The organism is Pandoraea iniqua, from assembly GCF_902459685.1.
GTDB classification, from domain to species: Bacteria; Pseudomonadota; Gammaproteobacteria; order Burkholderiales; family Burkholderiaceae; genus Pandoraea; species Pandoraea iniqua.
The window spans coordinates 201,657-223,206 of sequence record NZ_CABPSF010000001.1 but is presented as its reverse complement, the minus strand read 5'-3'; the positions used below and the strand labels follow the sequence as shown (position 1 = coordinate 223,206).

At 63.2% G+C, this 21,550-nt stretch carries 17 protein-coding genes; 9 read left to right on the top strand and 8 right to left on the bottom strand.

Annotation, left to right across the window (positions count from 1 at the left end):
• The first annotated feature begins 213 nt into the window (after positions 1–213).
• Positions 214–1,521: an MFS transporter gene (locus tag PIN31009_RS00880; protein WP_150789007.1), complete on the top strand. Its 1,308-nt coding sequence runs from the start codon at positions 214–216 to the stop codon at positions 1,519–1,521.
• Here the strand turns inward: PIN31009_RS00880 and PIN31009_RS00875 are convergent.
• Both PIN31009_RS00875 and PIN31009_RS28330 read right to left on the bottom strand, forming a co-directional pair.
• Positions 1,515–1,763 (bottom strand): hypothetical protein, encoded by a 249-nt coding sequence (locus PIN31009_RS00875; RefSeq protein ID WP_150789006.1) that lies wholly within the window; start codon positions 1,761–1,763, stop codon positions 1,515–1,517. The genes PIN31009_RS00880 and PIN31009_RS00875 overlap by 7 nt on opposite strands.
• Positions 1,764–2,078: 315 nt before the next feature.
• Positions 2,079–2,204, bottom strand: a complete 126-nt coding sequence (locus PIN31009_RS28330; RefSeq protein ID WP_281355803.1) for a hypothetical protein — start codon at positions 2,202–2,204, stop codon at positions 2,079–2,081.
• Between the two features lie 413 nt (positions 2,205–2,617).
• Between PIN31009_RS28330 and PIN31009_RS00870 the strand changes: the two genes are divergently transcribed.
• Positions 2,618–2,935, top strand: coding sequence for a DUF4148 domain-containing protein (locus tag PIN31009_RS00870; RefSeq protein WP_174996860.1), 318 nt, complete (start codon positions 2,618–2,620; stop codon positions 2,933–2,935).
• Positions 2,936–3,078: 143 nt separating this feature from the next.
• Here the strand turns inward: PIN31009_RS00870 and PIN31009_RS00865 are convergent, their stop codons facing one another.
• Positions 3,079–4,197: an adenosine deaminase family protein gene (locus PIN31009_RS00865; RefSeq protein ID WP_150789004.1), complete on the bottom strand. Its 1,119-nt coding sequence runs from the start codon at positions 4,195–4,197 to the stop codon at positions 3,079–3,081.
• 76 nt (positions 4,198–4,273) lie between these two features.
• Positions 4,274–5,665 (bottom strand): NCS2 family permease, encoded by a 1,392-nt coding sequence (locus PIN31009_RS00860; RefSeq protein ID WP_150789003.1) that lies wholly within the window; start codon positions 5,663–5,665, stop codon positions 4,274–4,276.
• Positions 5,666–5,784: 119 nt separating this feature from the next.
• Between PIN31009_RS00860 and PIN31009_RS00855 the strand changes: the two genes are divergently transcribed.
• The gene (locus tag PIN31009_RS00855; RefSeq protein WP_150789002.1) at positions 5,785–6,843 is read left to right on the top strand and encodes a LysR family transcriptional regulator; all 1,059 of its coding nucleotides are present in this window, start codon (positions 5,785–5,787) and stop codon (positions 6,841–6,843) included.
• A 69-nt stretch (positions 6,844–6,912) separates the two neighbouring features.
• Here the strand turns inward: PIN31009_RS00855 and PIN31009_RS00850 are convergent, their stop codons facing one another.
• The 4 genes from PIN31009_RS00850 to PIN31009_RS00835 form a co-directional block, all read right to left on the bottom strand.
• Entirely contained in the window at positions 6,913–8,025 is a 1,113-nt protein-coding gene (locus tag PIN31009_RS00850; protein WP_150789001.1) for a nucleoside hydrolase, read from the bottom strand.
• A gap of 55 nt (positions 8,026–8,080) precedes the next feature.
• Positions 8,081–9,211: a porin gene (locus PIN31009_RS00845; RefSeq protein ID WP_150682662.1), complete on the bottom strand. Its 1,131-nt coding sequence runs from the start codon at positions 9,209–9,211 to the stop codon at positions 8,081–8,083.
• A 222-nt stretch (positions 9,212–9,433) separates the two neighbouring features.
• Positions 9,434–10,705, bottom strand: a complete 1,272-nt coding sequence (locus PIN31009_RS00840) for a DUF445 domain-containing protein (RefSeq protein WP_150789000.1) — start codon at positions 10,703–10,705, stop codon at positions 9,434–9,436.
• Between the two features lie 143 nt (positions 10,706–10,848).
• Positions 10,849–13,020 (bottom strand): malate synthase G, encoded by a 2,172-nt coding sequence (locus PIN31009_RS00835; RefSeq protein WP_150788999.1) that lies wholly within the window; start codon positions 13,018–13,020, stop codon positions 10,849–10,851.
• Between the two features lie 454 nt (positions 13,021–13,474).
• Between PIN31009_RS00835 and PIN31009_RS00830 the strand changes: the two genes are divergently transcribed.
• The 6 genes from PIN31009_RS00830 to PIN31009_RS00805 all read left to right on the top strand — a co-directional run bounded on the left by PIN31009_RS00830 (position 13,475) and on the right by PIN31009_RS00805 (position 21,282).
• Positions 13,475–15,535, top strand: coding sequence for an ATP-binding protein (locus tag PIN31009_RS00830; RefSeq protein ID WP_246185465.1), 2,061 nt, complete (start codon positions 13,475–13,477; stop codon positions 15,533–15,535).
• A 290-nt stretch (positions 15,536–15,825) separates the two neighbouring features.
• Positions 15,826–16,578 carry an IclR family transcriptional regulator gene (locus PIN31009_RS00825; RefSeq protein WP_150682658.1) on the top strand — a complete coding sequence of 251 codons (753 nt, stop codon included), beginning with the start codon at positions 15,826–15,828 and terminating at the stop codon, positions 16,576–16,578.
• A gap of 45 nt (positions 16,579–16,623) precedes the next feature.
• On the top strand, positions 16,624–18,264 hold the full coding sequence (locus tag PIN31009_RS00820) for an OPT/YSL family transporter (RefSeq protein WP_150788997.1): 1,641 nt from the start codon (positions 16,624–16,626) through the stop codon (positions 18,262–18,264).
• 64 nt (positions 18,265–18,328) lie between these two features.
• On the top strand, positions 18,329–19,519 hold the full coding sequence (locus PIN31009_RS00815; protein ID WP_150682657.1) for an aminotransferase class V-fold PLP-dependent enzyme: 1,191 nt from the start codon (positions 18,329–18,331) through the stop codon (positions 19,517–19,519).
• A 56-nt stretch (positions 19,520–19,575) separates the two neighbouring features.
• A complete protein-coding gene (gene pepE / locus PIN31009_RS00810) occupies positions 19,576–20,289 on the top strand; it encodes a dipeptidase PepE (RefSeq protein WP_150788996.1) in 714 nt (237 codons plus the stop codon).
• 51 nt (positions 20,290–20,340) lie between these two features.
• Positions 20,341–21,282, top strand: a complete 942-nt coding sequence (locus PIN31009_RS00805; protein WP_058376704.1) for a DUF1177 domain-containing protein — start codon at positions 20,341–20,343, stop codon at positions 21,280–21,282.
• Positions 21,283–21,550 lie beyond the last annotated feature (268 nt).

Sequence of the window (21,550 nt, the reverse complement as noted above, 5' to 3'; positions counted from 1 at the left end):
GAAGTTCCGGCGCGCGGCCGTTTGCAGCGTCGGTTTGCCTGAGCTTACCTAAGCATTTCCGAGACTTATCCGCAGTCCCCGCAACAGCCATTATCGAAAAAACAGCCGCCGGTCCAACGCGCGGTCACGAGACAACCATGGAGACAGACGCCCCGGCGCAGACCGGAGCGTCGCAGCGCGCCGCCACGGCGCGGCGCATCAACAGGAGGCGCAATGGAACAGGTTCTCACCGGGATCGGCAACAGCGATACCGTCTCTGCCGAAAAGGCAGTGCGTACGGTCGCGCTTGCCAGCCTGATCGGCACGACCGTCGAATGGTATGACTTCTTCCTGTACGGCACCGTCACAGGACTCGTCTTCAACAAGCTCTTCTTCCCCAGCGGCGATGCCTTCATCGCCACGGCACTGGCCTATACCGTCTACGCAGTGGGCTTCGCCACCCGCCCGCTCGGCGGCATTCTGTTCGGCCACTTCGGCGACAAAATCGGGCGCAAGCCACTGCTCATCATCACGCTCACCATCATGGGGGTATCGACCTTTCTGGTCGGGCTGGTGCCGAGCTACGAAAGCATCGGCATCGCCGCGCCATTGATCCTGCTGTTCCTGCGTCTGTTGCAAGGCATCGGGCTGGGTGGCGAATGGGGCGGCGCGGTGCTGATGGCCTTCGAGTACGCCCCGCGCGACAAGCGCGGCCAGTTTGCGGCCTACCCGCAGATCGGGCTGGCGGTCGGCTTGTGTCTGTCGACCGGTGTCGTGGCCTTGCTCTCGTCGACGCTGACCGATGCGCAGTTCATGTCGTGGGGCTGGCGGCTCGCCTTCATGCTCAGTCTCGTGCTGGTGGCCGTGGGCATGTTCATCCGACTGAAGGTGCTCGAGACGCCCGAGTTTGCGCGCATCAAAGACAGCCAGCACGTGGCCCATGTGCCGCTCAAGGAGATCGCCCGCGACTACCGCCGCAACGTGCTGCTCGGCTGGGGGGCGCGCTACATCGACGGCGTCGTGTTCAACGTCTACGCCGTGTTCGCGATTTCCTATCTGGTGGGGACGCTGCACTTCCCGAAGACGCCCGTGCTGGTGGCCGTCACGCTGGCCGCGTTGGTGCTTGTCGTGACGATTCCCTACGCGTCGAAGCTGTCCGATCGGGTGGGGCGCCGTCGCGTGTTCGGCTGGGGGGCGATGGCGTGCGGGTTGTCGTCGATTCCGGCGCTGGCCGTCATGCACTACTCGTCGAACATCTGGTGGGTGTCGCTCGCGGTGATTTTGCCGCTGGGCGTGGTGTACGCCTTCGTCTACGGGCCGGAAGCCTCGATGTTCTGCGAGCTGTTCGATACGCGCGTGCGTTACACGGGTATCTCGGTGGTGTATCAGGTGTCGGGGATTGTTTCGAGCTCGATCACACCGCTGGTGGCGGCAACGTTGCTCGAATACGGCGGCCACAAACCGTGGTGGATCGCGGTCTATGTGGTCGCCGTCGGGTGCCTCTCCGCCGCGTGCGCCGCAGCGATGAAGAAGACTTACTGACCGAAGTAGATCGAACCGGCGCGGTTCACGCGACCCGGCACTTCATACACCGGTGCCACGGTCGTGGCTTGTTGGGCAGCAACAGGACCCGGCTGGGCTTGTTGCTGCACCTGCACCTGAGCTTGCGTTTGCGATTGCGCCTGTTGCTGCTGCGATGCCGGTTGCGTGTTTTCGGCAGCTTGGGCAGCGCCAACGGTCAGCAGGGCGGCAGCAAAGGCCGAAGCGATCAGAGCGTGTTTCATTTTCCGTTTCTCCTGTCGGAAGCGACGTCCACGACGGGCGCCACCATTGCCGCCAATCTACGCTCGCGCACGCATGAGAAAAACGCGGTCCCGGAGAAGGACGCATTGCTGAAAATGAAATAATCGGGGGATGTTTGAGGCGATTGATCGCGCATACCGAATCATGGCGAACATCGCAGCGGGCTCACGTTGCACGAACCCCGCGCGAGGCGAGGCTCGCGCAAATTCAAAGCTTCAGATCAACCGGTTACACCCATCTACGCCAGCGCAGCGTTGTCACTGCGCGGCGATCGGCATCACGCCAACACCCGCCAATCAACGACGCGTAATACGCACTGGCTGACGACGCGAGCGGTTGGCACGTTCCTGACGGCTGCGCAAATACACGGCGGTGAGCAACGAAGCACTCGCCAGCAAGAGGAAAGAACCGAGGGCAGCCATTTTTATGCTCCTGTACGGGCCAACATCGTCCGCGGTGCGGCGCACCTTGCGAACCACGACGTCGGCCAGACTTCATGATTGTTACTCTACTGCTGACACGCGTAGCAATAAACCCCATTGCATGAGACAGGTTGTTGCGCAAAGCGACATTTCCCGCCAAATCCCCGCCCAAACCCGGTCAGCGCGCAGCCATATACCCCTTATATCGGCTCCAGAGCGTTGATTTTCAATAGATTTTTCGAATCAGACGATTGGTTGTGTTTTGTAGACGCTCAGTTGCGAAAAAACCACGGGTTATCCCTAAGATTCAACTCATGCCAACGCGACGGACATCGCAGCGCAGCAAAACTGCGGAAATGCCCCGAACGCTAGCTGAACACGAAAGAACACAATCAATTGACAGGAGTATCACCATGAACACCCGTATCCTTGCTGCTGTTGTTGCTGCTACCGCATTCGTGTCGGCCTCTGCTTTCGCCGACGCTCGTTACGACAATTCGATCGGCGACACGCAACAACTCGCCAGCCAAAGCGATGTGTCACGCGCTGAAGTGCGTAGCGAAATTGCCCAAGCCCGCGCCGACGGCCAGCTCAATCAAGTGGAAACCGGCACGCCGTTGACGGCACAGCTTCAGGAAGACAAGGCAGCCCCGGCCAGCGGTATCACGCGTGCCGACGTGCGCGCCCAGTTGAACGACCGCAATCTGGTCGACCCGGACAACCACTCGTAATTCACCGGTTGGATCGTTGCCCGCGCATCGTCCCCAAGCGATGCGAAGCCGCCAGCGTGCAGACGCGGCGGCTTTTTTGTTGGGCAAAAAAATACCGCCCGAAGGCGGCATAAGGTCGGGTGAGACCAAGGAAAAGCGGTGACTCAGGCGCCGGGCACCTGCAACGACGCCTCCAGCGCACGGCGCGCCGTATCGAACTCCACGGCGAACGTGCGGCGCCATGCGCGACGCGTGCTGTCGTCGATCCACGCGCCGTCGAGACCGTTCTGCATGAACGTCTGCAAATCGTCGAGCGAGAAGCCCAGATGGCTGAACATCAACTCCCACGCCTGCGCCGGGTTGACCTTGTGCAGCGTCGGATCGTCGGTGTTCGGGTGAATCTTCAAACCCAACCCCGGCATGCGGCGAATCGGGTGATCTTCCGCCCAGCGCTCCGGCGTCAGCGTGCGCAGGTAATACGAGTTGGTCGGCACCACCGTGAACACGATGCCGCGCTCGGCGCATTCGTGCGCGAAGTCCGGTGCGTCGACGATGGTGTAGCCGTGATCGATGCGATCGCACTTGAGCAACTCGACGGCCGTCTCCACGTTCGTCCACGGCGTGCCGAATTCGCCCGCATGCGCGGTCGTCTTGAAGCCCGCCAGACGCGCGTTGCGATACGCCTTCCAGAAGAATTCCGGCGGGCGGTCATTTTCCCGATAGTCGATACCGATACCGATCACCTCATCGGCGCGATGCGCACGCATCCACTCGACCATCTCGACGGCTTCGCGTGGATCGGCCTCGCGGTCGATGCTCGGGATCAGACGCCCAACGATGCCGTGGTCGCGCTCGGCGTCACGAATCGCAGCGACCAGGGCGTCTTGCGCATCGACATACGGAATGCCCGACGTGCGCACGGTGCCCGTCGGGTTCCAGAAGAACTCGCTGTAACGCACGTTGTGCGCGGCGGCATCGGCCAGATATTCGTAGGCAATGCGATGCAGATCGTCCGGCGTGGTCAGCAAATACTCGTCGAGCGCGCGCAGCACACGCAGCACGCCCACGGGCTTCTCGCCACGGGTGTAGAACCCATCGATCTCGTCGCGCGCGAGCGGTGCGTTCGACTTCTCGGCCAATGCGACGAACGTGTCGTGACGCACGGCACCCAGCAAATGGCAGTGCAGTTCGACCTTCGGCATCGCGTGGAAAAACGTGCGATGCGCCTCCTGAATCTGCACGCCGGTGCGTGCGGCGGGCACGTGGCCCGGTGTCTCTGTCATAACGCTCAGTCTTATTGAATTCGTGAGGCCCGCCCGTGGCGGACGGGCCGATGTTGCTCAGTGGATGCCGCGTCGCTTAGTGACGCCCCACCACCGTCCAGAAGTAATACGCGAGGGGCAGTGTCAACACATACAGCCCCCACGGCAGGTCCTTGAAGCGCCCCATCAGCACCTTCACCAGCACGTAGCACAGCAAGCCGCCCGCGATACCCGTGCCGAAGCTGTTCGAGAGCAGCGTGAGCAGCACCATGGCAAGCACCGGGAACGCGTCGCTGAAGTCGTCGAACGGCACATGACGAATCGTGCTGAACATCGACAGACCGATCAGGATCAGCGCAGGCGCCGTGGCTTCCTTCGGAATGGCCAATGCCACCGGCACGAAGAAGCACACCAGCGCAAACATGAACGCGGCGGCAATCGACGTCAGGCCCGTGCGGCCACCCGCTTCCACGCCTGCCGCCGATTCGACCAGCGCCGTCAGCGCGGGAATGCCCAGCAGCGCGCCGCCCGTAGCGGCAATCGAATCGACCAGAAACGGACGATTGATGTTGGCCATGTTGCCGTGCTCGTCGAGCAGACCTGCCTTGCCACCCACCGCCAGCGTGGTGCCCAGCGTGGAGAAGAATTCGGCTGCGAAGAACGCGAACAGATACGGCAGCGCCGCCACGGTCAACGCACTGTGCAGATCCAGTTGGAACGCCACCGGCGCGATGCTGTGCGGCAGCGAAATGAACGACTCGGGGATCTTGGTCACGCCCAGCGGCACACCCGCGAGCGCCGCCAGCAGGATCGACCAGAGAATCGCGCCCGGCACCTTGCGCCCTTGCAGCAAAATGGCCGCGCCCAGCCCGACCAAGGCCACGATCGTGCCCGGCTTGCTGAAGTCGCCCAGTGCAAAGGCGTTGGTCTTGGCGTTGGCCACGACCATGCCGGCATTGCGCACGCCCAGCACCGCGATGAACAAGCCGATGGAAGCGCCGAGCCCCAGCTTGATGGCCGTCGGGATCAATCGTGCGACCACGCTGCGCGCGCCGAGCACGGTCAGCAGCAGGAACAACACGCCCGAGAGGAACGCGATGGCGATACCCGTTTGCCACGCCACATGCTCCGTCGCGGCCAGCGTCACGCCCACGATCACCGAGCCGCCGATGCCCGGGCCGACCACGAACGGCAGGTTCGCGTAGAAGCCCATCAGCACCGAGAACAGCACGAACACAAGCATGACCGCCGTGGTGGCGGCGCCGCGATCCATCCCGCCGGTGGCGAGCAGCGAGGGAATCACCACCATCAGGTAGGCGGCGGCGAGAAACGTCGTGATGCCGGCCAGCACTTCGGTGCGCACGGACGAGCCGCGCTCGGCGATGGCGAAACGCCGCTCGAACCAGCCGCGCGGTGCGCTTGCCGTGCCGCCGCTGGTGCCGCCGCTGCTGCCAACATTAACGTCGCGCTCAGTAGGAGAGGTATGCATATGCCAAGAATAGTTGGGTCTTTGCGTGGCACTTTACGGCCAAGCGACTATAAATAAAAAATCAAATTACTTATGATTCGATAATTCGAATCTATTCTTCGCAAACGCAGGAGCGCGCCATGGCGACACCCCCGAATTCATCGCGCCGTACCGGTCAATCGGCCGCCGCCAAAACCGCGCCCGCCACCGCCACGCCGCCGCTAGCGAAGAAGCAAGCGCCGGCGACAACCAAGGCCACCGCGACCGCCACGGCCACCCCAGCCACCGTGCCGCCTCTGCCTGCGCTCACGTTGCGGCAAGTGCAGTACTTTGTTGCGCTGGCGCACTCGCGCAGCTTCACGCAGGCGGCGCAGGCGCTCTCCGTCACCCAACCAGCACTGACCGCCGCGATCCGGCAAATCGAGTTTCTGCTGGGCGGCCGGTTGTTCGAGCGCTCCGCACACCGGCTGACACTGACCGAGGCCGGCACGACCATCCTGCCGCTTGCCGAGCGCCTGCTCAACGCCGCGCGGGGCACCTTCGACGACATGACCAGCACCTTCACGCTGCAAGCGCAGACGGTGCGTATCGGCTTCATCCCGTCGGTGGCCGCCCGCTTGCTGCCCGTGCTCGGCAGCCTGCGCGAAGCGCACCCGGGCGTTCGCTTCGCCCTGAGCGATCTGCCGAACAGCGAACTGGTCGCTGCGCTTGCCCGTGGCGAAATCGACCTCGGCGTCGGCATTCGCGATGAAGACGACGAAGCGGCCAGCGCCGAAGGCTTTCGCTGCGACGACCTGTTCGACGATGAAATCGTGCTCGTCGCGCGCCACGACGATCCGCTGGCAAAGGCGGCGTCGGCCACGTGGGCACAGCTCACCGAGCGCGACCTCGCCGTCTTCGTGCGCGGCAACGTCAGCGATTCGCTGCGTCGCACGGGCGGCTCTCACAATCTACGTCTGGAGCCGAAATACCGCATGGAGTACACCGAGCCGCTCTACGCGCTCGTGCGCAGCGGTCTCGCGCTGGCCATCCTGCCCAAGCTCTACACGCTGCACCTGCATGACCCGGAACTCGTTGCGCTCGACGTCACCGCACCGCGCGTCACGCGTACCGTCGCGCTAATGTCGCTCGACGGCAAGGAGCGCGGCCCGCAGGTCAGCGCCTGTCGCGACTGGATCGCAAAACATCTCGCGACGTAATCACAACATGCGAAAACGCGGTGCCCTTGTCTTTGCTGGGGCACCGCGTTGCATCTTCTTTCTGAATCGTTACGGCAGGCGCGCAATACGCGCCAGCAACGTCTCGTAGAAACGGTCGTCATCCACGTCGGTGATCCACGTGGCGTTCACGGCGCGCTTGGTGCGCCCGGTCCAGTCCACCACGGTCTCGCCCAGCGTGAGTTGACCCGTCGTCTCGACGGCGACATTCACACGACGCCCGCCGAACATCGTCGGATCGATCAGGTAACCAATCGTGCAGGGGTCGTACATCGGTGCCGACTCCACACCGCGACGGCCCTTCTGATAGGCCACTTCCGCGGCGAGAATGTCCGCCACGATCGGGCCGCAACGGTTCTTCAGCGCGCGGAACGGTGCCACACGCGCCGGGGTGATCGGTGCCTTCACGCACACGTCGCGCGGCATCACCGTAATCGGCACACCGGCGTTCAGCACGATGCTCGCGGCTTCCGGATCGACAAAGATGTTGAACTCGGCCGACGGCGTGATATTGCCGCGCTCGAACCACGCGCCGCCCATCACGACGATTTCGCGCAGGGCCTTTGCACCGTCCGGCGCAGCGGTCAACGCGGTGGCCACGTTGGTGAGCGGACCAATCGCCACCAGCGTCACGCTGCCCGGCTTGGCCGCGCGCAGCGTGTCGATCAGGTACGTCACAGCGTGTTGCGGGGCGAGCGGCGCGCGCGGCTCATGCAGCGTCACACCGTCGAGGCCAGTGCGGCCATGCACGTTGGCGGCCGTAATCAGATCGCGCATGAGCGGCTTCGGGCAGCCGGCGTACACCGGCAGCGAGTTCGTCTTGCCCGCCCAGTCGCGCACGATGCGCGCGTTGCGCTCGGTCAGTTCCAGCGGGACGTTGCCGCCCACCGTCGTGAGCGCTTTCAGGTCGATCTGATCGCTGGCACCCAGTGCAAACAAGATGGCAATCGCGTCGTCCTGACCCGGGTCGCAATCGATGATGACCGTGCGGCGCGGCGTAGCGTCGGCTGCGAGGCGCGACGCGCCTTCGGTCGACGTCAGTTCGGCCAGCGCGTTACCGGCACCGGTCGCGCCCAGCGTCGCCAGCGAGGCGGCGAGCGACGTGCGCAGGAAAGTGCGGCGATTGCGTTGCGGGGCCGCGCTTGTATCGTTGATGTCTGCCATGTCGTCGAATCTGAAAATAACGTGAAAGGCGAAGTCGTGAGGCCGCGTCGGTCGATCAGAACGTGTGGCGCATGCCCAGCGTGACGGCCAGCTGACGCTTGGTGCTCGATGCTGCGTAGCCGAACAGCTGCGCATTCTGCGCGTCGCCGGCCGCCTGCTGCGCGTTGAGCGTGAGCGCCACGTCAGTGCGCTTAGACAGCCAGTAATCGGCTTGCAGGTTCACCTGATGCCATTGCGGGCGCGTGTTGATCACATCGTAGTTGCCCGTCGTGAAACCGTACGCAGCACCCAGCACGAGGGCCGGCGTGACGTTGTAGTTCAGCGTCAGGTTGTAGTTCTGCAAGTGCAGATGCGACGCGTCGAGATACGTGTAGCGCACGTCGGAGAACATCGCACCGATCAACGCCGGGCCCCAGTGGTAGAAGCCGCCCGTGGCGAAGATGCGCTGTTGGCTCGCGTACACCGTCGGGTGCACGGCGCTCTTCGAGAAGATCAGCAGCGGGCTGGCGTAGTCGTTGGCGATGGCGCCGTCGTTGTTCGTGCCGCTGAACGGGTTGTTGTACTGCGCGTACGCGGCGTTCCAGTCGAAGTCGGCGTACTTGTAGCCCAGCCCGAAGCTGTAGGCGTTGTTGTTGCGGAAGCCCGTGGCCGAGTTCGAGAAGCCGTATTGCGCTGTGCCGTGGAAGCCGCCCACCGTCGGGCTCACCCACTTCACCGAGTTCTGCATACGGATATCGTTGTAGCCGTTGTCGTTGTCGCCGATGTTCACGCCGTTGCTCGAAATGATGATCGGGCCGACGTAATCGTGAATGGTGTCGTACTGGCGGCCGAGCGTCAGCGTGCCCCACTTGTTGTCCGACAGGCCGACGAACGACTGGCGGCCGAAGGCGCGGCCGTTCTGGGCGGCCGTGCCATTCACGATGCTGAAGCCGGCTTCGAGCGTGAAGATCGCCTTGGTGCCGCCACCGAGGTCCTCAGACCCACGGAAACCCCAGCGCGGGTTCTGGTTCGTACCCGAGAGCGCCTGCCACGTCTTGTTGCCACCCTGATTGCTCACGTACCCCACGCCGCCCGAAATCAGGCCATAGATGGTGACGTTGCTTTGCGCATGTGCCGAGGTTGCGGCAAGGGCCATCGCGGCGCAGGCGCCGGCAAGGCCCAGACGGGCCAGAATCGTGGTCTTCATGAGGTGTGGCGTTCTCTAAGGTTTTATCTGCGCGCCGGCGAGATAGGTGCATTCGGCGCTACAGGGACCGAACTATAGGGAACGGGTTTGTATAAATATAATTTTGATTTTTTATATATCGATAAATTTTATCGATTCAACGGCGCAGGCCTTGTGGGGCGGCAACCCGGGATTTTTGACACGGTGATGGCGCGCGCTGCGGAGTGTTGCGCCAGAAAGACACTAACGTGCGAGCAGGGCCGGCGCTTGTGCGATCAGGTACAGCACCGCGCCGATGAGTCCGCCCACGAGGGTGCCGTTGATGCGGATGTATTGCAGGTCCTGCCCCACGCTCAGGCGAATCTGTTGCGAGAGATGCTCCGCGTTCCAGCCGTGCACCGTTGCGCGGATATGTTCGGTCACGAAGTCGGCAAAACCCGGTGCCATGCGCTCGGCAGCGTCGAGCAGTTGGGCATCTAGCGCGCGGCGCAGCGATTCACTGCGCGCCAGCTCTTGTGCAATCCACGACGCCGCGCCCACGATCTTCGCGCCGATCACCGAGTTTTCCTGCGCCAGATCGCGCTTCACCCAGTTGCGCCACTCGTTCCACAGACTGCCTACGTAAGCGGTCAGCGCGGTGTCGCCCTTCAACTGCGCCTTGAAGCCGTCGAGCTTCGCCTGAAACTCGGCGTCGTTGCGCAGCCGCTCGATCAGTCCGGCCACGGCGCGGTCGAACGCCTGACGCAGCTGGTGCGAGTCGTCGGCCTCCATTTGGGCGAGCAGGCGCGTCACGGCGGCCGAAATCATGTCCGAACCCTTGTTGCCGATCCATTCCGAGGGCAGCACCTTCTCCTTCTTCGGATGATCGGCCTTGAGCCATTCAACGATGCGCGCCGAGAGAAATTCGCGCGTCTGCGGTTCGTTGAGCAGTTCGACGAGGTACTCGAGCGTCTCGTCGAGCAGCGCCTGATGGCGGCCATCGCGCGTGAGCGTGTCGAGAATGGCGGCGGCCGATTGCGACAGGTCGAGCCGGTCGATCATCGTGTCGAGCGCGCGGCGGATGAACGCCTGCACGTTGCGCTCGTCCATCACGTCGAGCACGCCGCCGGCCACCTTCACCAGCACGGCGCTCAACTGGCGCGCGTTATCGTGCGACCCCAGCCAGTGGGTCACCGCGTCGGCCGGATTCTGTTGCTGAATGAGGCGCACCACCGAGGGCGTATCGAGAAATTTTTCGCGAACGAAGCGGGCCAGACCATCGCCTAGCGCGTCTTTCTTGCGAATGAGAATGTTGGTGTGTGCAGCGAGCCCGGGGATCGGAATGCGCCGGAACAGCGCCTCGACCGCGAACCAGTCGGCCAGACCGCCGACCATCGCCGCTTCGGCGGCGGCGCGAATCCAGCCGGTGAGAAAGTGCGGCGGCATGAAGAGCGTGGCGATGAAAATCGCCAGCGCGACCAGCAGGAAGTACAGGGCACGCCGTTCGGCGCGTTGCAGTGCGATGGCGGGGTCCATGCGCAACAGGCTCCTGAAAAAACACGAACGCCTGACAGGTTACCCCGTCAGGCGTCCGGTGATAAGTCTTGTGCTTATCGAGACCTGCGATTCACGCGATAGACGCGATAGACGCGATCACTTCAGCGATCGCTTCAGCCGCGTTATTCCGCCTTGAGCTTCAGACGGTACTTGTGCAGCAGCGGCTCGGTGTAGCCGTTCGGCTGCGTGAGGCCTTCGAACACGAGGGCGCTGGCGGCCTGAAACGCCAGCGAATCGCTGAAGTTCGGGGCCATCGGGCGATACTGCTTGTCGCCTGCGTTCTGCTTGTCCACCACGGCGGCCATGCGCTTCATGGTCTCTTCGACCTGTTCGCGCGTGATCACGCCGTGACGCAGCCAGTTCGCCAGATGCTGGCTCGAAATACGCAGCGTGGCGCGGTCTTCCATCAGGCCGATGTCGTTGATGTCGGGCACCTTCGAGCAGCCCACACCCTGATCGATCCAGCGCACCACGTAGCCGAGAATGCCCTGCGCGTTGTTCTCGATTTCCTTGCGGATCTCTTCGGCGTTCCACTCGGCTTTCGCCACCACCGGCACCGTCAGCAAACCGGTGAGCAGGGCGTCGCGCTCTTTCGCGTAATCGATCTTTTCGAGTTCCTGTTGCACGGCCTGCACGTCGACGACATGGTAGTGCAGCGCGTGCAGCGTGGCGGCGGTCGGCGACGGCACCCAAGCCGTATTGGCACCGGCCTTCGGATGCGCGATCTTCTGTTCCAGCATGGCGTGCATCAGGTCGGGCATAGCCCACATTCCCTTGCCGATCTGCGCGCGGCCACGCAGGCCGGCAGCCAGACCCACGAGCACGTTGCTCTTCTCGTACGCGGTGATCCACGCCGACGACTTCATGTCGCCCTTGCGCATCATCGGACCGGCTTCCATGGCCGTGTGCATTTCGTCGCCGGTGCGGTCGAGGAAGCCCGTGTTGATGAAGGCCACGCGCGCAGCGGCCGCGGCGATACACGCCGACAGGTTCACGCTGGTGCGGCGCTCTTCGTCCATGATGCCCATCTTGAGCGTGTTGCGCGGCAGGGCGTAGAGGTCTTCGATACGGCTGAACAGTTCGTCGGCGAAGGCCACTTCGGCCGGGCCGTGCATCTTCGGCTTGACGATGTAAATCGAGCCGGTGCGCGAGTTCAGGCGGTGCTTGCGGTCATGCAACGAGGCCAGCACGGTGACCACGCCGTCGAGAACGCCTTCCGGAATTTCGCGGCCGTCGCGATCGGTGATGGCCGGGTTGGTCATCAGGTGACCCACGTTGCGGATGAACAGCAGCGAGCGGCCATGCAGCTTCACCGGCTTGCCATCGGCACCGGTGTATTCGCGATCGGCGTTCAGGCGGCGCGTGAAGGACTTGCCGCCCTTCGACACTTCTTCTGTCAGCGTGCCTTGCATCAGGCCCAGCCAGTTGCGGTACAGCTCGACCTTGTCGTCGGCGTCCACGGCGGCGACCGAGTCTTCGCAGTCGATGATGGTCGTCACGGCGGCTTCGACGAGCACGTCCTTGATATGGGCGGCGTCCGTCTTGCCGATCGGATGATTCGCGTCGAATTGAATTTCGAAATGCAGACCGTTTTGCTTGAGCAGCACAGCCGTCGGCTTCGCGGCGTCACCTTGATAGCCGATGAAGAGTGCCGGCGTAGCGAGTGCGGTCTTGCCGTTTTTCGTCGTGATAACGAGTTGACCGTTCTCGACGCTGTAGCCGGTCGCATCCTTGTGCGAGCCTTCGGCCAGCGGGGCCGCCTGATCGAGGAAGCCGCGGGCGAAGGCAATCACGAGTTCGCCGCGCTTCGGGTTGTAACCGGTGCCTTTCTCGGCGCCGTTGGCTTCGGGAATGGCGTCGGTGCCGTAGAGCGCGTCGTACAGGCTGCCCCAGCGTGCGTTGGCAGCGTTCAGGGCGTAGCGGGCGTTCGAGAGCGGCACCACGAGTTGCGGGCCGGCTTGTTCGGCGATTTCGTAATCGACTTCGGCGGTGGTGGCTTTGACGTCGGCCGGGGCGGGCAGCAGGTAGCCGATTTTTTCGAGGAAGGCGCGGTAGGCGGCAGCGTCGGCGATCGGACCGGGGTTGGCGCGGTGCCAGCCGTCGAGTTCACCTTGCAGACGGTCGCGCTCGGCGAGCAGCGCGCGGTTCTTCGGCGCGAGGTCGTGGACGATGGCGTCGAAGCCCTTCCAGAAGGTTTCGACATCGACACCGGTGCCCGGCAGGGCTTCCTTTTCGATGAACGCGATCAGATTGTCTGCGACCGTCAGGCCGCCACGCTGGGAAGTGGAAGTCATGATGCTGTACTCGAGTTTGAAAACCTGGTTGACGCTGCTTCGCCGGGCCATTCACTTGTCACCGAAAACGTATTTCACGTTAGGGCGGCGCATGATCGCTGACGAAAAGGGGCAGTCTTATATAAGACCCTGAGTGTAATCGTTCTCCCGGCGCTCGGAAACCCGGGATTTCGAGTCGTGACTCCACCCCAGCTTATAGGTGGCATAAGGGTTTGCGTATGACGACGGCCTGACGGGCCTTCCCGGGCACCCGCCATTTTTGGGCGTGCAGTTGCAGCATTCGGTATGGCGTTTCACTTCATGAGAAATGAGTGGGGCGCGGTAGGAATCCGAAATTCCGAATTAATTGATACCCATCGAGCGTTGCAGCTTCCCCACGCGATGCCCACAATCCTGCCCAGTCGCCCCCCGACGTCACAACCCTTAGCCGCTATCAAGGGGAAATCCCGTGAACATGAACACCAATCTGACGGGGCGGTTGCGCAATACGCCCCTGCCGCAGCACAAAGGCCTTTTGCCGCTCTTCGAAGCCGTCGTCAATTCGATCCACGCCGTCGGTGCCGTCGAGGGCGATGCCACCCGGGGCGAGATTCAAATCGACATCGAACGTCTCGCCCAGACCGATCTGGCGCTCGACGACGCGTCGTCACGACGCGGCGCGCCACCTCTGGCGCCGATCTCCGGCTTTCGTATCGTCGATAACGGCGTGGGCTTCGACGCCGCGAACATGACCTCGTTCGAAACGCTCGACAGCGACCATAAGGCCGCGCACGGCTGCCGCGGCGTGGGGCGTCTGCTCTGGCTCAAGGCGTTCGAGTGCGTCACGGTAGCGAGTGTTTTTCGCACCGGGCCTCAGCGCGCGCGGCGGCGGCAGTTCCATTTCACCGCCGGACAAGGCATCCGAAACATCGACTTGCGTGACGCGCGCGCCAACGAAGCCCCGCACACGGTCGTACACCTGCAAGGCTTTTTCCAGAGTTACCGGGAGAAGTCGGCCAAGACGGCGCGCGCCATCGCCAACAGTCTTTTCGAACATTGCCTGTGGTACTTCGTGCGCGATGGCGGCGTGCCCAGAATCGTCGTTTGCGATGGCGAAGAAATCATCGATCTGGTCGACGTCTACGACAGCTATCTGTTGGGTGGCACACAACGCGAGACGCTCGATATCAAAGGACATCCGTTCGTCATCACTCACGTGAAGCTCAAGACGAGTGCGGTCACACACCCCGTCATTGCCTGGTGCGCGGCGAGCCGGGTCATCGAGAACGAGCCGCTGAGCGGCAAGCTGCCGGGCCTTCACGGCAAATTGCAGGACGGCGAGGGAGATTTCACCTATGCCTGCTACGTCACATCCCCCTGGCTCGATCAGCACGTACGCCCCGAGCGTATCGGCTTCGATATTCCGGAGTCGTCCGACGATCTCTTCGGCAGTGCGTCGCCGGGACGTGCCGATATCCGGGAGGCACTGCTCGCCGCTGCCGCCGACTACCTCGCACCATGGCTCACCCAAACCCGGCAGGCTAGCCGCGACCGCGTCGAGCGTTTTGTCACTCATCGTGCACCACGCTATCGCCCGATCCTCCCGCATATCGATCAGGACCGGCTGAGTGTGCCGCCTGACATCTCCGATCGAGATCTCGATCTGCTGCTGCACCGCGAATTGGCCAATGTCGAACACTCGCTGATCGCAGAGGGGCACGACATCATGCAATTCGCCTCGAGCGAAACCACCGAGATGTACCGGAAGCGTCTCGCGGGCTATATCGCCAAGGCCGACGACATCAAGCGATCCGATCTCGCCAACTACGTCTTTCATCGCAAGACCATCCTCGACATCCTCGCGCAGGCATTAACGCGCGGCGAAGACGGTCGGTTCGTTCGCGAAGAGGTGATTCACGAGTTGTTTATGCCGATGGGCAAAAGCTCGGAGGAAGTGCACGCCGAGCATGGAAATCTGTGGCTGCTCGACGAGCGGCTGACGTTTCACTCGTATCTGGCGAGTGACAACCCCCTGCAATCGATGCCAATCACGGACTGCGCCTCGGGGCGCAAGCCCGACCTGTGTGCACTGAAAGTCTTCGACCGGCCGATGCTGATGGCAGACGGCGCACACGGCCCGCTGGCGTCGCTTGTGGTGGTCGAGCTCAAACGCCCCATGCGCAACGACGCGGCGGCAGGCGAAGACAAAGACCCGGTCGAGCAGGCCATCGGTTATCTCGTGCGGATTCGCGCCGGGTCGGTCACCACGCCGGGGGGCCGGCCCGTGCCGGGGGCGGCGTCGCTACCGGGCTTTTGCTACGTGGTGTGCGACATCACCCGCTCCGTCGTGCAGCGCTGCCAGATGCTGCAACTGAGCGAGACCATGGATGGAATGGGGTTCTTCGGCTACAACAGCCACTTCAAGACGTATATCGAAGTGATCTCGTACGACCGATTGCTGCAATCGGCTTATGAACGCAACCGCGCGTTCTTCGACAGGCTCGGCCTGCCCTCCGGTGGTCATCCCGCAACTTAGCCGGCCACCAGCAAAGCCCATCGTTCCCGCCCAATGAAAAAACGCCCGGACAAGTCCGGGCGTTTCGTCTCGACGTGTGAGTCTTGTCACACGCGCACCGGGAATTCCCGGCAGATCCAGCATTCATGCGGCTTCGGGGGCAGTTTTCAGCACACTCCGCACCAAAAAAGGGCGAAAAGCGACACGGGTGTTTACCCTGAATTTGTGAATTTAGCGTTGCCGCCCCATTTATGCCTTTCTAAAATGTACCACATACAGACACAGTGGTGCTAATAGAGAGACAATTTTTTATGACGCTGAAGACGCTCGACAACGCGCTGACGCTTTTGCGCCACTTCACGGCCGAGAATCCGACGTGGGGCGTGCGTGAGCTGGCCAAGGAAACCGGCATCAACCACTCGGTCGTGCAGCGCATTCTCGCGACCTGTGCCCAGCACGGTTTCGTCACGCAGCGTGGCAAGTCGCGCAAGTACGCACTCGGCATGGCCTTTCTCGAATTCGCGCAGTCGCTGCGCGAAGGGTTGCATCTGTCGGATCTCATCCTGCCGATCATGCGTCGTCTGGCAGCCAACACCGGTGAGACCGCATTTCTCGCGGTGCTCGATGGCAAAGAAGCGGTCTATCTCGAAATCGCCGAGTCGGATCAGAACATCAAGTATTCCGTGGCCGCCGGTACGCGCTTCGCGCTGCACGCCGGCTCGTCGGGCAAGGTCATCGCCGCGTATCTGCCCGAGGCACAACTCGACGCCATTCTCGAACACGGTCTGAAGCGCTACACGAGCAGCACCATCACCGACCCGGCCGCGCTGCGCGCCGATCTCGCGGCCATTCGCGAGCAAGGCTGGAGCTACTCGGCCAACGAATTTGCCGACGGTGTGTTCGGCCTCGCCCTGCCCGTGTTCGACGAGACCGACGGCATTCTCGCCTCGTTCGGCGTCTCGGGCCCCGACTTCCGCATGACCGACGACAAGCGACGCGAGATGCTCGCCGCCGTGCGTCAGGAGCTCGCCGAAGTGCAGTCGCTCATGCGCCGTTTCTACTGACCCGCCCCCGATTTCGCCAGACAAGCCCCTTCGAGAATCAACCCGATGAAATCCGCCCCGCCTTCTGCCGCCGCCAAGCCACCCGGCGCACCTTATGCGCCGCTCGACGGCAAGCACCCGTCCGTTTTCGAGCCGACATCGTTACTGCTGATGGTGGCCGTCTCGGTCGCGGGCGCGATCATCGGCATGCAGCTGATCGTCACGCTCGGCATCTCGGCCAACACGTCGATCATCGGCGCGCTGCTCGCCATGCTCGTGGCACGCCTGCCCATCGCGATGATGCGCAAGTTCCGCTCGGTGCACCGTCAGAATCTGGTGCAGACGGCCATCTCGTCGGCCACCTTCGGCGCGTCGAACAGCCTGATGATTCCGATCGGCATTCCCTTTGCCATGGGCCGCCCCGACCTGATCGTGCCGCTGCTCATCGGCGTGATGATCGCGATGTTCCTCGACGGCACCGTGCTCTATCGCGTGTTCGATTCGAAGGCATTCCCCGCCACGGGCACCTGGCCCGCCGGTATCGCCACGGCCGAATCGATCATTGCCGGCGATCAGGGCGGCAAGAAGGCCCGCCTGCTCGTCTACGGCGTGGTGGGGGGCGTCGCCGGCTCGGTGCTGGGCATCCCGATGTCTGCCTTCGGTGTGGCCTTCATCGGCAACATCTGGGCGCTCGGCAGTTTCGGCATGGGCCTGCTCATCAAGGGCTATTCACTGCCGCTGCTGCACGTCGATCTGAACAAGATCTATCTGCCGCACGGCTTCATGATCGGTGCCGGTGTGGTCGCGCTCATTCAAGTGACGTTCCTCGTGCTGCGCGGCAACCGCAAGGGCGCGCAGGCAGAGACCGGCTACCAACCCACCGTGTCGGATCGCAAGCTCGCCGGCTTCCTCGGCGTGAGCTTTCTCGCCTATGTCGGCATCGCGTTGCTGATTGCACTGTGCGCTGGCCTTGCCACGCACATGTCGCCGGGCATGCTGATCGGCTTCCTGTTGTTCGCCGCGTTCGCAGCCTTCGCGCATGAACTGATCGTCGGTATCGCCGCGATGTACTCGGGCTGGTTCCCGGCGTTCGCCGTCGCGCTCATCACGCTGGTGATCGGCATGCTGTGCGGCTTCCCGCCGACGGCCCTCGGCCTGCTGGTCGGTCTGTCGTCGGCCACCGGTCCCGCCTTCGCCGATATGGGCTACGACCTGAAGACCGGCTTCATCCTGCGCGGCAACGGCGCCGACCCCGCGCTGGAACGTGCCGGCCGCAAGCAGCAGTACTACGCCGGCATGCTGGGTTTCTGCGTGGCAGGCGTGGCCGTCGTGCTGGCCTACCCGCACTTCTTCGCGAACAACATGTTCCCGCCGGTCGACAAGGTCTATGCCGCCACCATCGAAGCCGGTGTGTCGAACGATATCGGTCATCAACTGATGATCTGGGCCATCCCCGGTGCGCTGCTGCAACTGATCGGCGGCCCGAAGCGCCAGCTTGGCGTGCTGATGGCGACGGGTCTCTTGCTGATGAGCCCGGCCGCCGGCTGGGCCGTCGCCGCGGGTCTCGTGCTGCGCGTGTTGATCGTGCGCCGCTGGGGCGCAGCAGGCGAGTCGGCCTGCGGCACGCTGGCAGCCGGTTTCATCGCAGGCGACGCGCTGTACAGCTTCTTCAAGCCGCTGCTGTTCGGCAAATTGCTGGCCAAGTAATTTCGAGTGGCGCGCGCCACTCGCGTGCGCCCGTTGTTTTGTCTCACCCCCGTAGGACAGTTCGATGGATCTGAATCGCATCACCGCCGACAGCGCACTCGCGCCCGGCCTCGTCTACTTCGATCACGCCGCCGCCTCGGTGCCGCCGCGCTGCGTCGTCGACACCATGACCGCATATCTCGCCGAGACCGCACGCACCGGCCCGTACCTGCCCGCCTTCCGTCGCGAGACGTATGCACGTGTCGAGCAAGTGCGCGCCGCCACGGCGGCCTTCGTCGGCGCCAACGCGTCGGAAATTGCCTTCACCAAGAACGGCAGCGAAGCGATCAGCCTCGTGGCCGCCGGCATCGACTGGCAAGACGGCGACGAAGTCGTGCTCTCCGACTTCGAAATGATCTCGAATCAGGCGCCGTGGCTGCAATTGCAGGCGCAGGGCCGCGTGAAGGTCGTGGTCGTACCGGCAAACGCCGACGGCGTGATGGAAGTCGACACGCTCGCGCAATACCTCACGCCGCGCACGCGTCTGATCTCGATGGCGCATCTGCCGAACGTGACGGGCGCCTTGCAGCCGATCGATGCGATCTGTGCACTGGCCCGTGAGCGCAATGTCTGGACGCTGATCAACGCCACGCAAACCGTTGGCATGGTGCCGATCGACGTGCGCACGCTCGGTTGCGACTTTCTCGCTACGTGTGGCCGTAAGGCCCTGCGCGGCCCCGAAGGCAGCGGCTTCCTCTACGTGCGCGAAGCGCTCATCACGCAACTGCGTCCGGCGCTGATCGGCTGGTGGAACGCGTCCGTCGACGCCAGCGGCGCGCTGTCGCTGCCCGCGACGGCCAAGCGCTTCGAAGCCGGTTGCCCGATCGTGCCGTCGATTCTCGGCATGGGCGAGGCCATCGCCTACGCACAGTCGCTCGGTATGGCCGATGTCTTTGCACGTGTGCAGCAACTCACGCGCTACGCCGTCGAACAATTGCAAACGCTGCCGGGTGCCGAGATTTACGGGCCGTCGAAAGTCGAGCAGCGTCTGAGCCTCGTGCCCTTCAACGTCAAGGGTCTCGAAGCGGATGCCATCGTCGCCCATCTGGAAGCCGCCGGTGTCATCATTGAAGCCGGTCACTTCATGGCGACGCCGATTCTCAAGCGTTTCAACATTGAACGCATGGCGCGTCTGGCAGTGCATTATTTCAATACCGAGCAGGAAATCGACCGGGCCGTCGGCCTGATTCGTGAATTGCTCGGCAAGCGTTCGTGACCCGTAATCCAGTCGTCTTTGAACCGTCACTCCCTTCCCCCGACGAGGCATAAGCCATGAAACAAATTCTGATGATGAGCAGCTCCCGCAAGGGCAATCTGGGCTATCTGGAGCATGCGGACGACCAACTGCACGCGTTGCTCAAGGGTCGCGCCAAGCGCGTGCTGTTCGTGCCCTACGCGGGCGGCATCACGTTCAGCTACGACGAGTACGAATCGCGTGTGAAGCCGGTGTTCGAGCGCCTCGGCTACGAACTCGAATCGATCCATCATCACAAGGACCCGCGCGCAGCGGTGGAACAGGCGGAAGCCGTGGCTGTCGGCGGCGGCAACACGTTTGCCCTGCTCGATCGCATGTACAACGCGGGCATCGTCGGTCTGATTCGCGAGCGCGTGAATGCCGGCATGCCGTATGTGGGCTGGAGCGCCGGGTCGAACGTCGTGTGCCCGACCATTCGCACCACCAACGACATGCCGATCGTCGAGCCGCCCACGCTCAAGGCGCTGAACCTGATTCCGTTCCAAGTGAACCCGCACTTCATCAGCGGCAAACCGGCCGGTCACAACGGCGAGTCGCGCGAAGAGCGTCTGGCCGAGTACCTCGGCATCAATCCGGACGAGCGCGTTGTCGGCATTCCGGAAGGCACCGCGCTGCACGTGCAGGGCGAAAACGCCACCGTGCTCGGCGAGTTCGACGCGCTGTACTTCAAGCAGGGCGGCGTCATCGACAAGATCGCCACGGGCAGCACGTTCTCGCTCGCATCGATCTGAGGTCGCTACGGCGTCTCTGGTAACAAAAGCAGATTCAAGAGGTTTAGAAACATGGCATTGCAGCAAACCCTGGCGGTGTATGAACTCATCGACCTGCCGAGCGTGAACGGTGACGACATCGTCGCCTTGTTCGCGCCTTACACCGACGCCGGCGTAACGGTCACGGTGGAGCGTGTGACCGAAGGCCGCGTGGCCGACTTCATCAAGATCGTGGTACCGGGCGCGGCAGGCAAGACGGCTGGCGGCACTGCCCCGACACTTGGCCTGATCGGCCGTAACGGCGCGATCGGTGCACGTCCCGACCGTATCGCGCAGGTGTCGGATGCCGACGGCGCGACGGCAGTGATCGCCGCGGGCCTGAAGCTCGCGCAACTGCGGGCACGTGGCGACACGTTGCAGGGCGACGTCATCGTGACCACGCACCTGTGCACCGACGCGCCGATCACGCCGCGTCAGCCGGTCGACTTCATGGGCATGCCGTGCAGCTCGACGACGATGAACCAGTTCGAAGTCGACGCCGCCATGGATGCGATTCTGTCGGTCGATACGAGCAAGGGCAACCGCGTGTTCAACGAGCGCGGTTTCGCGATCACGCCGACGTCCAAGCAAGGGTATTTGCTGCGCGTGTCGGACAGCCTGTTGAACATCATGCAGCAGACGACCGGGCATCTGCCGCGCGTCATGCCGCTGACGACGCAGGACATCACCGACTACGACAACGGCCTGTACCACATCAACAGCATCATGCAGCCGACGGTGGCCACCGAAGCACCGGTGGTCGGCGTGCCGATCACCGCGCAAGCGGCCGTGGCCGGCAGCGGCGGCAGCGCGAGCCATGAAGTGGATATCGCGGAAGCCGTGCGCTTCTGCGTGGAAGTGGCGATTCAGTACACCGACCGCCAGCGCTATCAGTGCGACTTCTACAGCGAAACGGAATATGCGCGTCTGCTGGAGTTGTACGGCCCGATGACGGTGCTGCAAAAGGCCGCGTAACACGAAAGGTGGTTGATGGACCCGGGCGATTCGATGTGAGTCGAGTCGCCCGACTTTTCCCCAAGGCGACAGGCTGAACCGCGACACGCCAGTGCTGGGTCACAAACCCGCGCGACGTGCCTGGCTGCCGCCAACGCCCTGACACAACCGGTTCGCCGGCGACTGCGCCGGACCTGTGTCGAGTGGCTCCTCTGCGACGACATGACGTCGTTCTCTTGCCTTGTGCACGAGAGCGCGGGGGCGTTTTTGCGTCAATTTTTTGAATCGA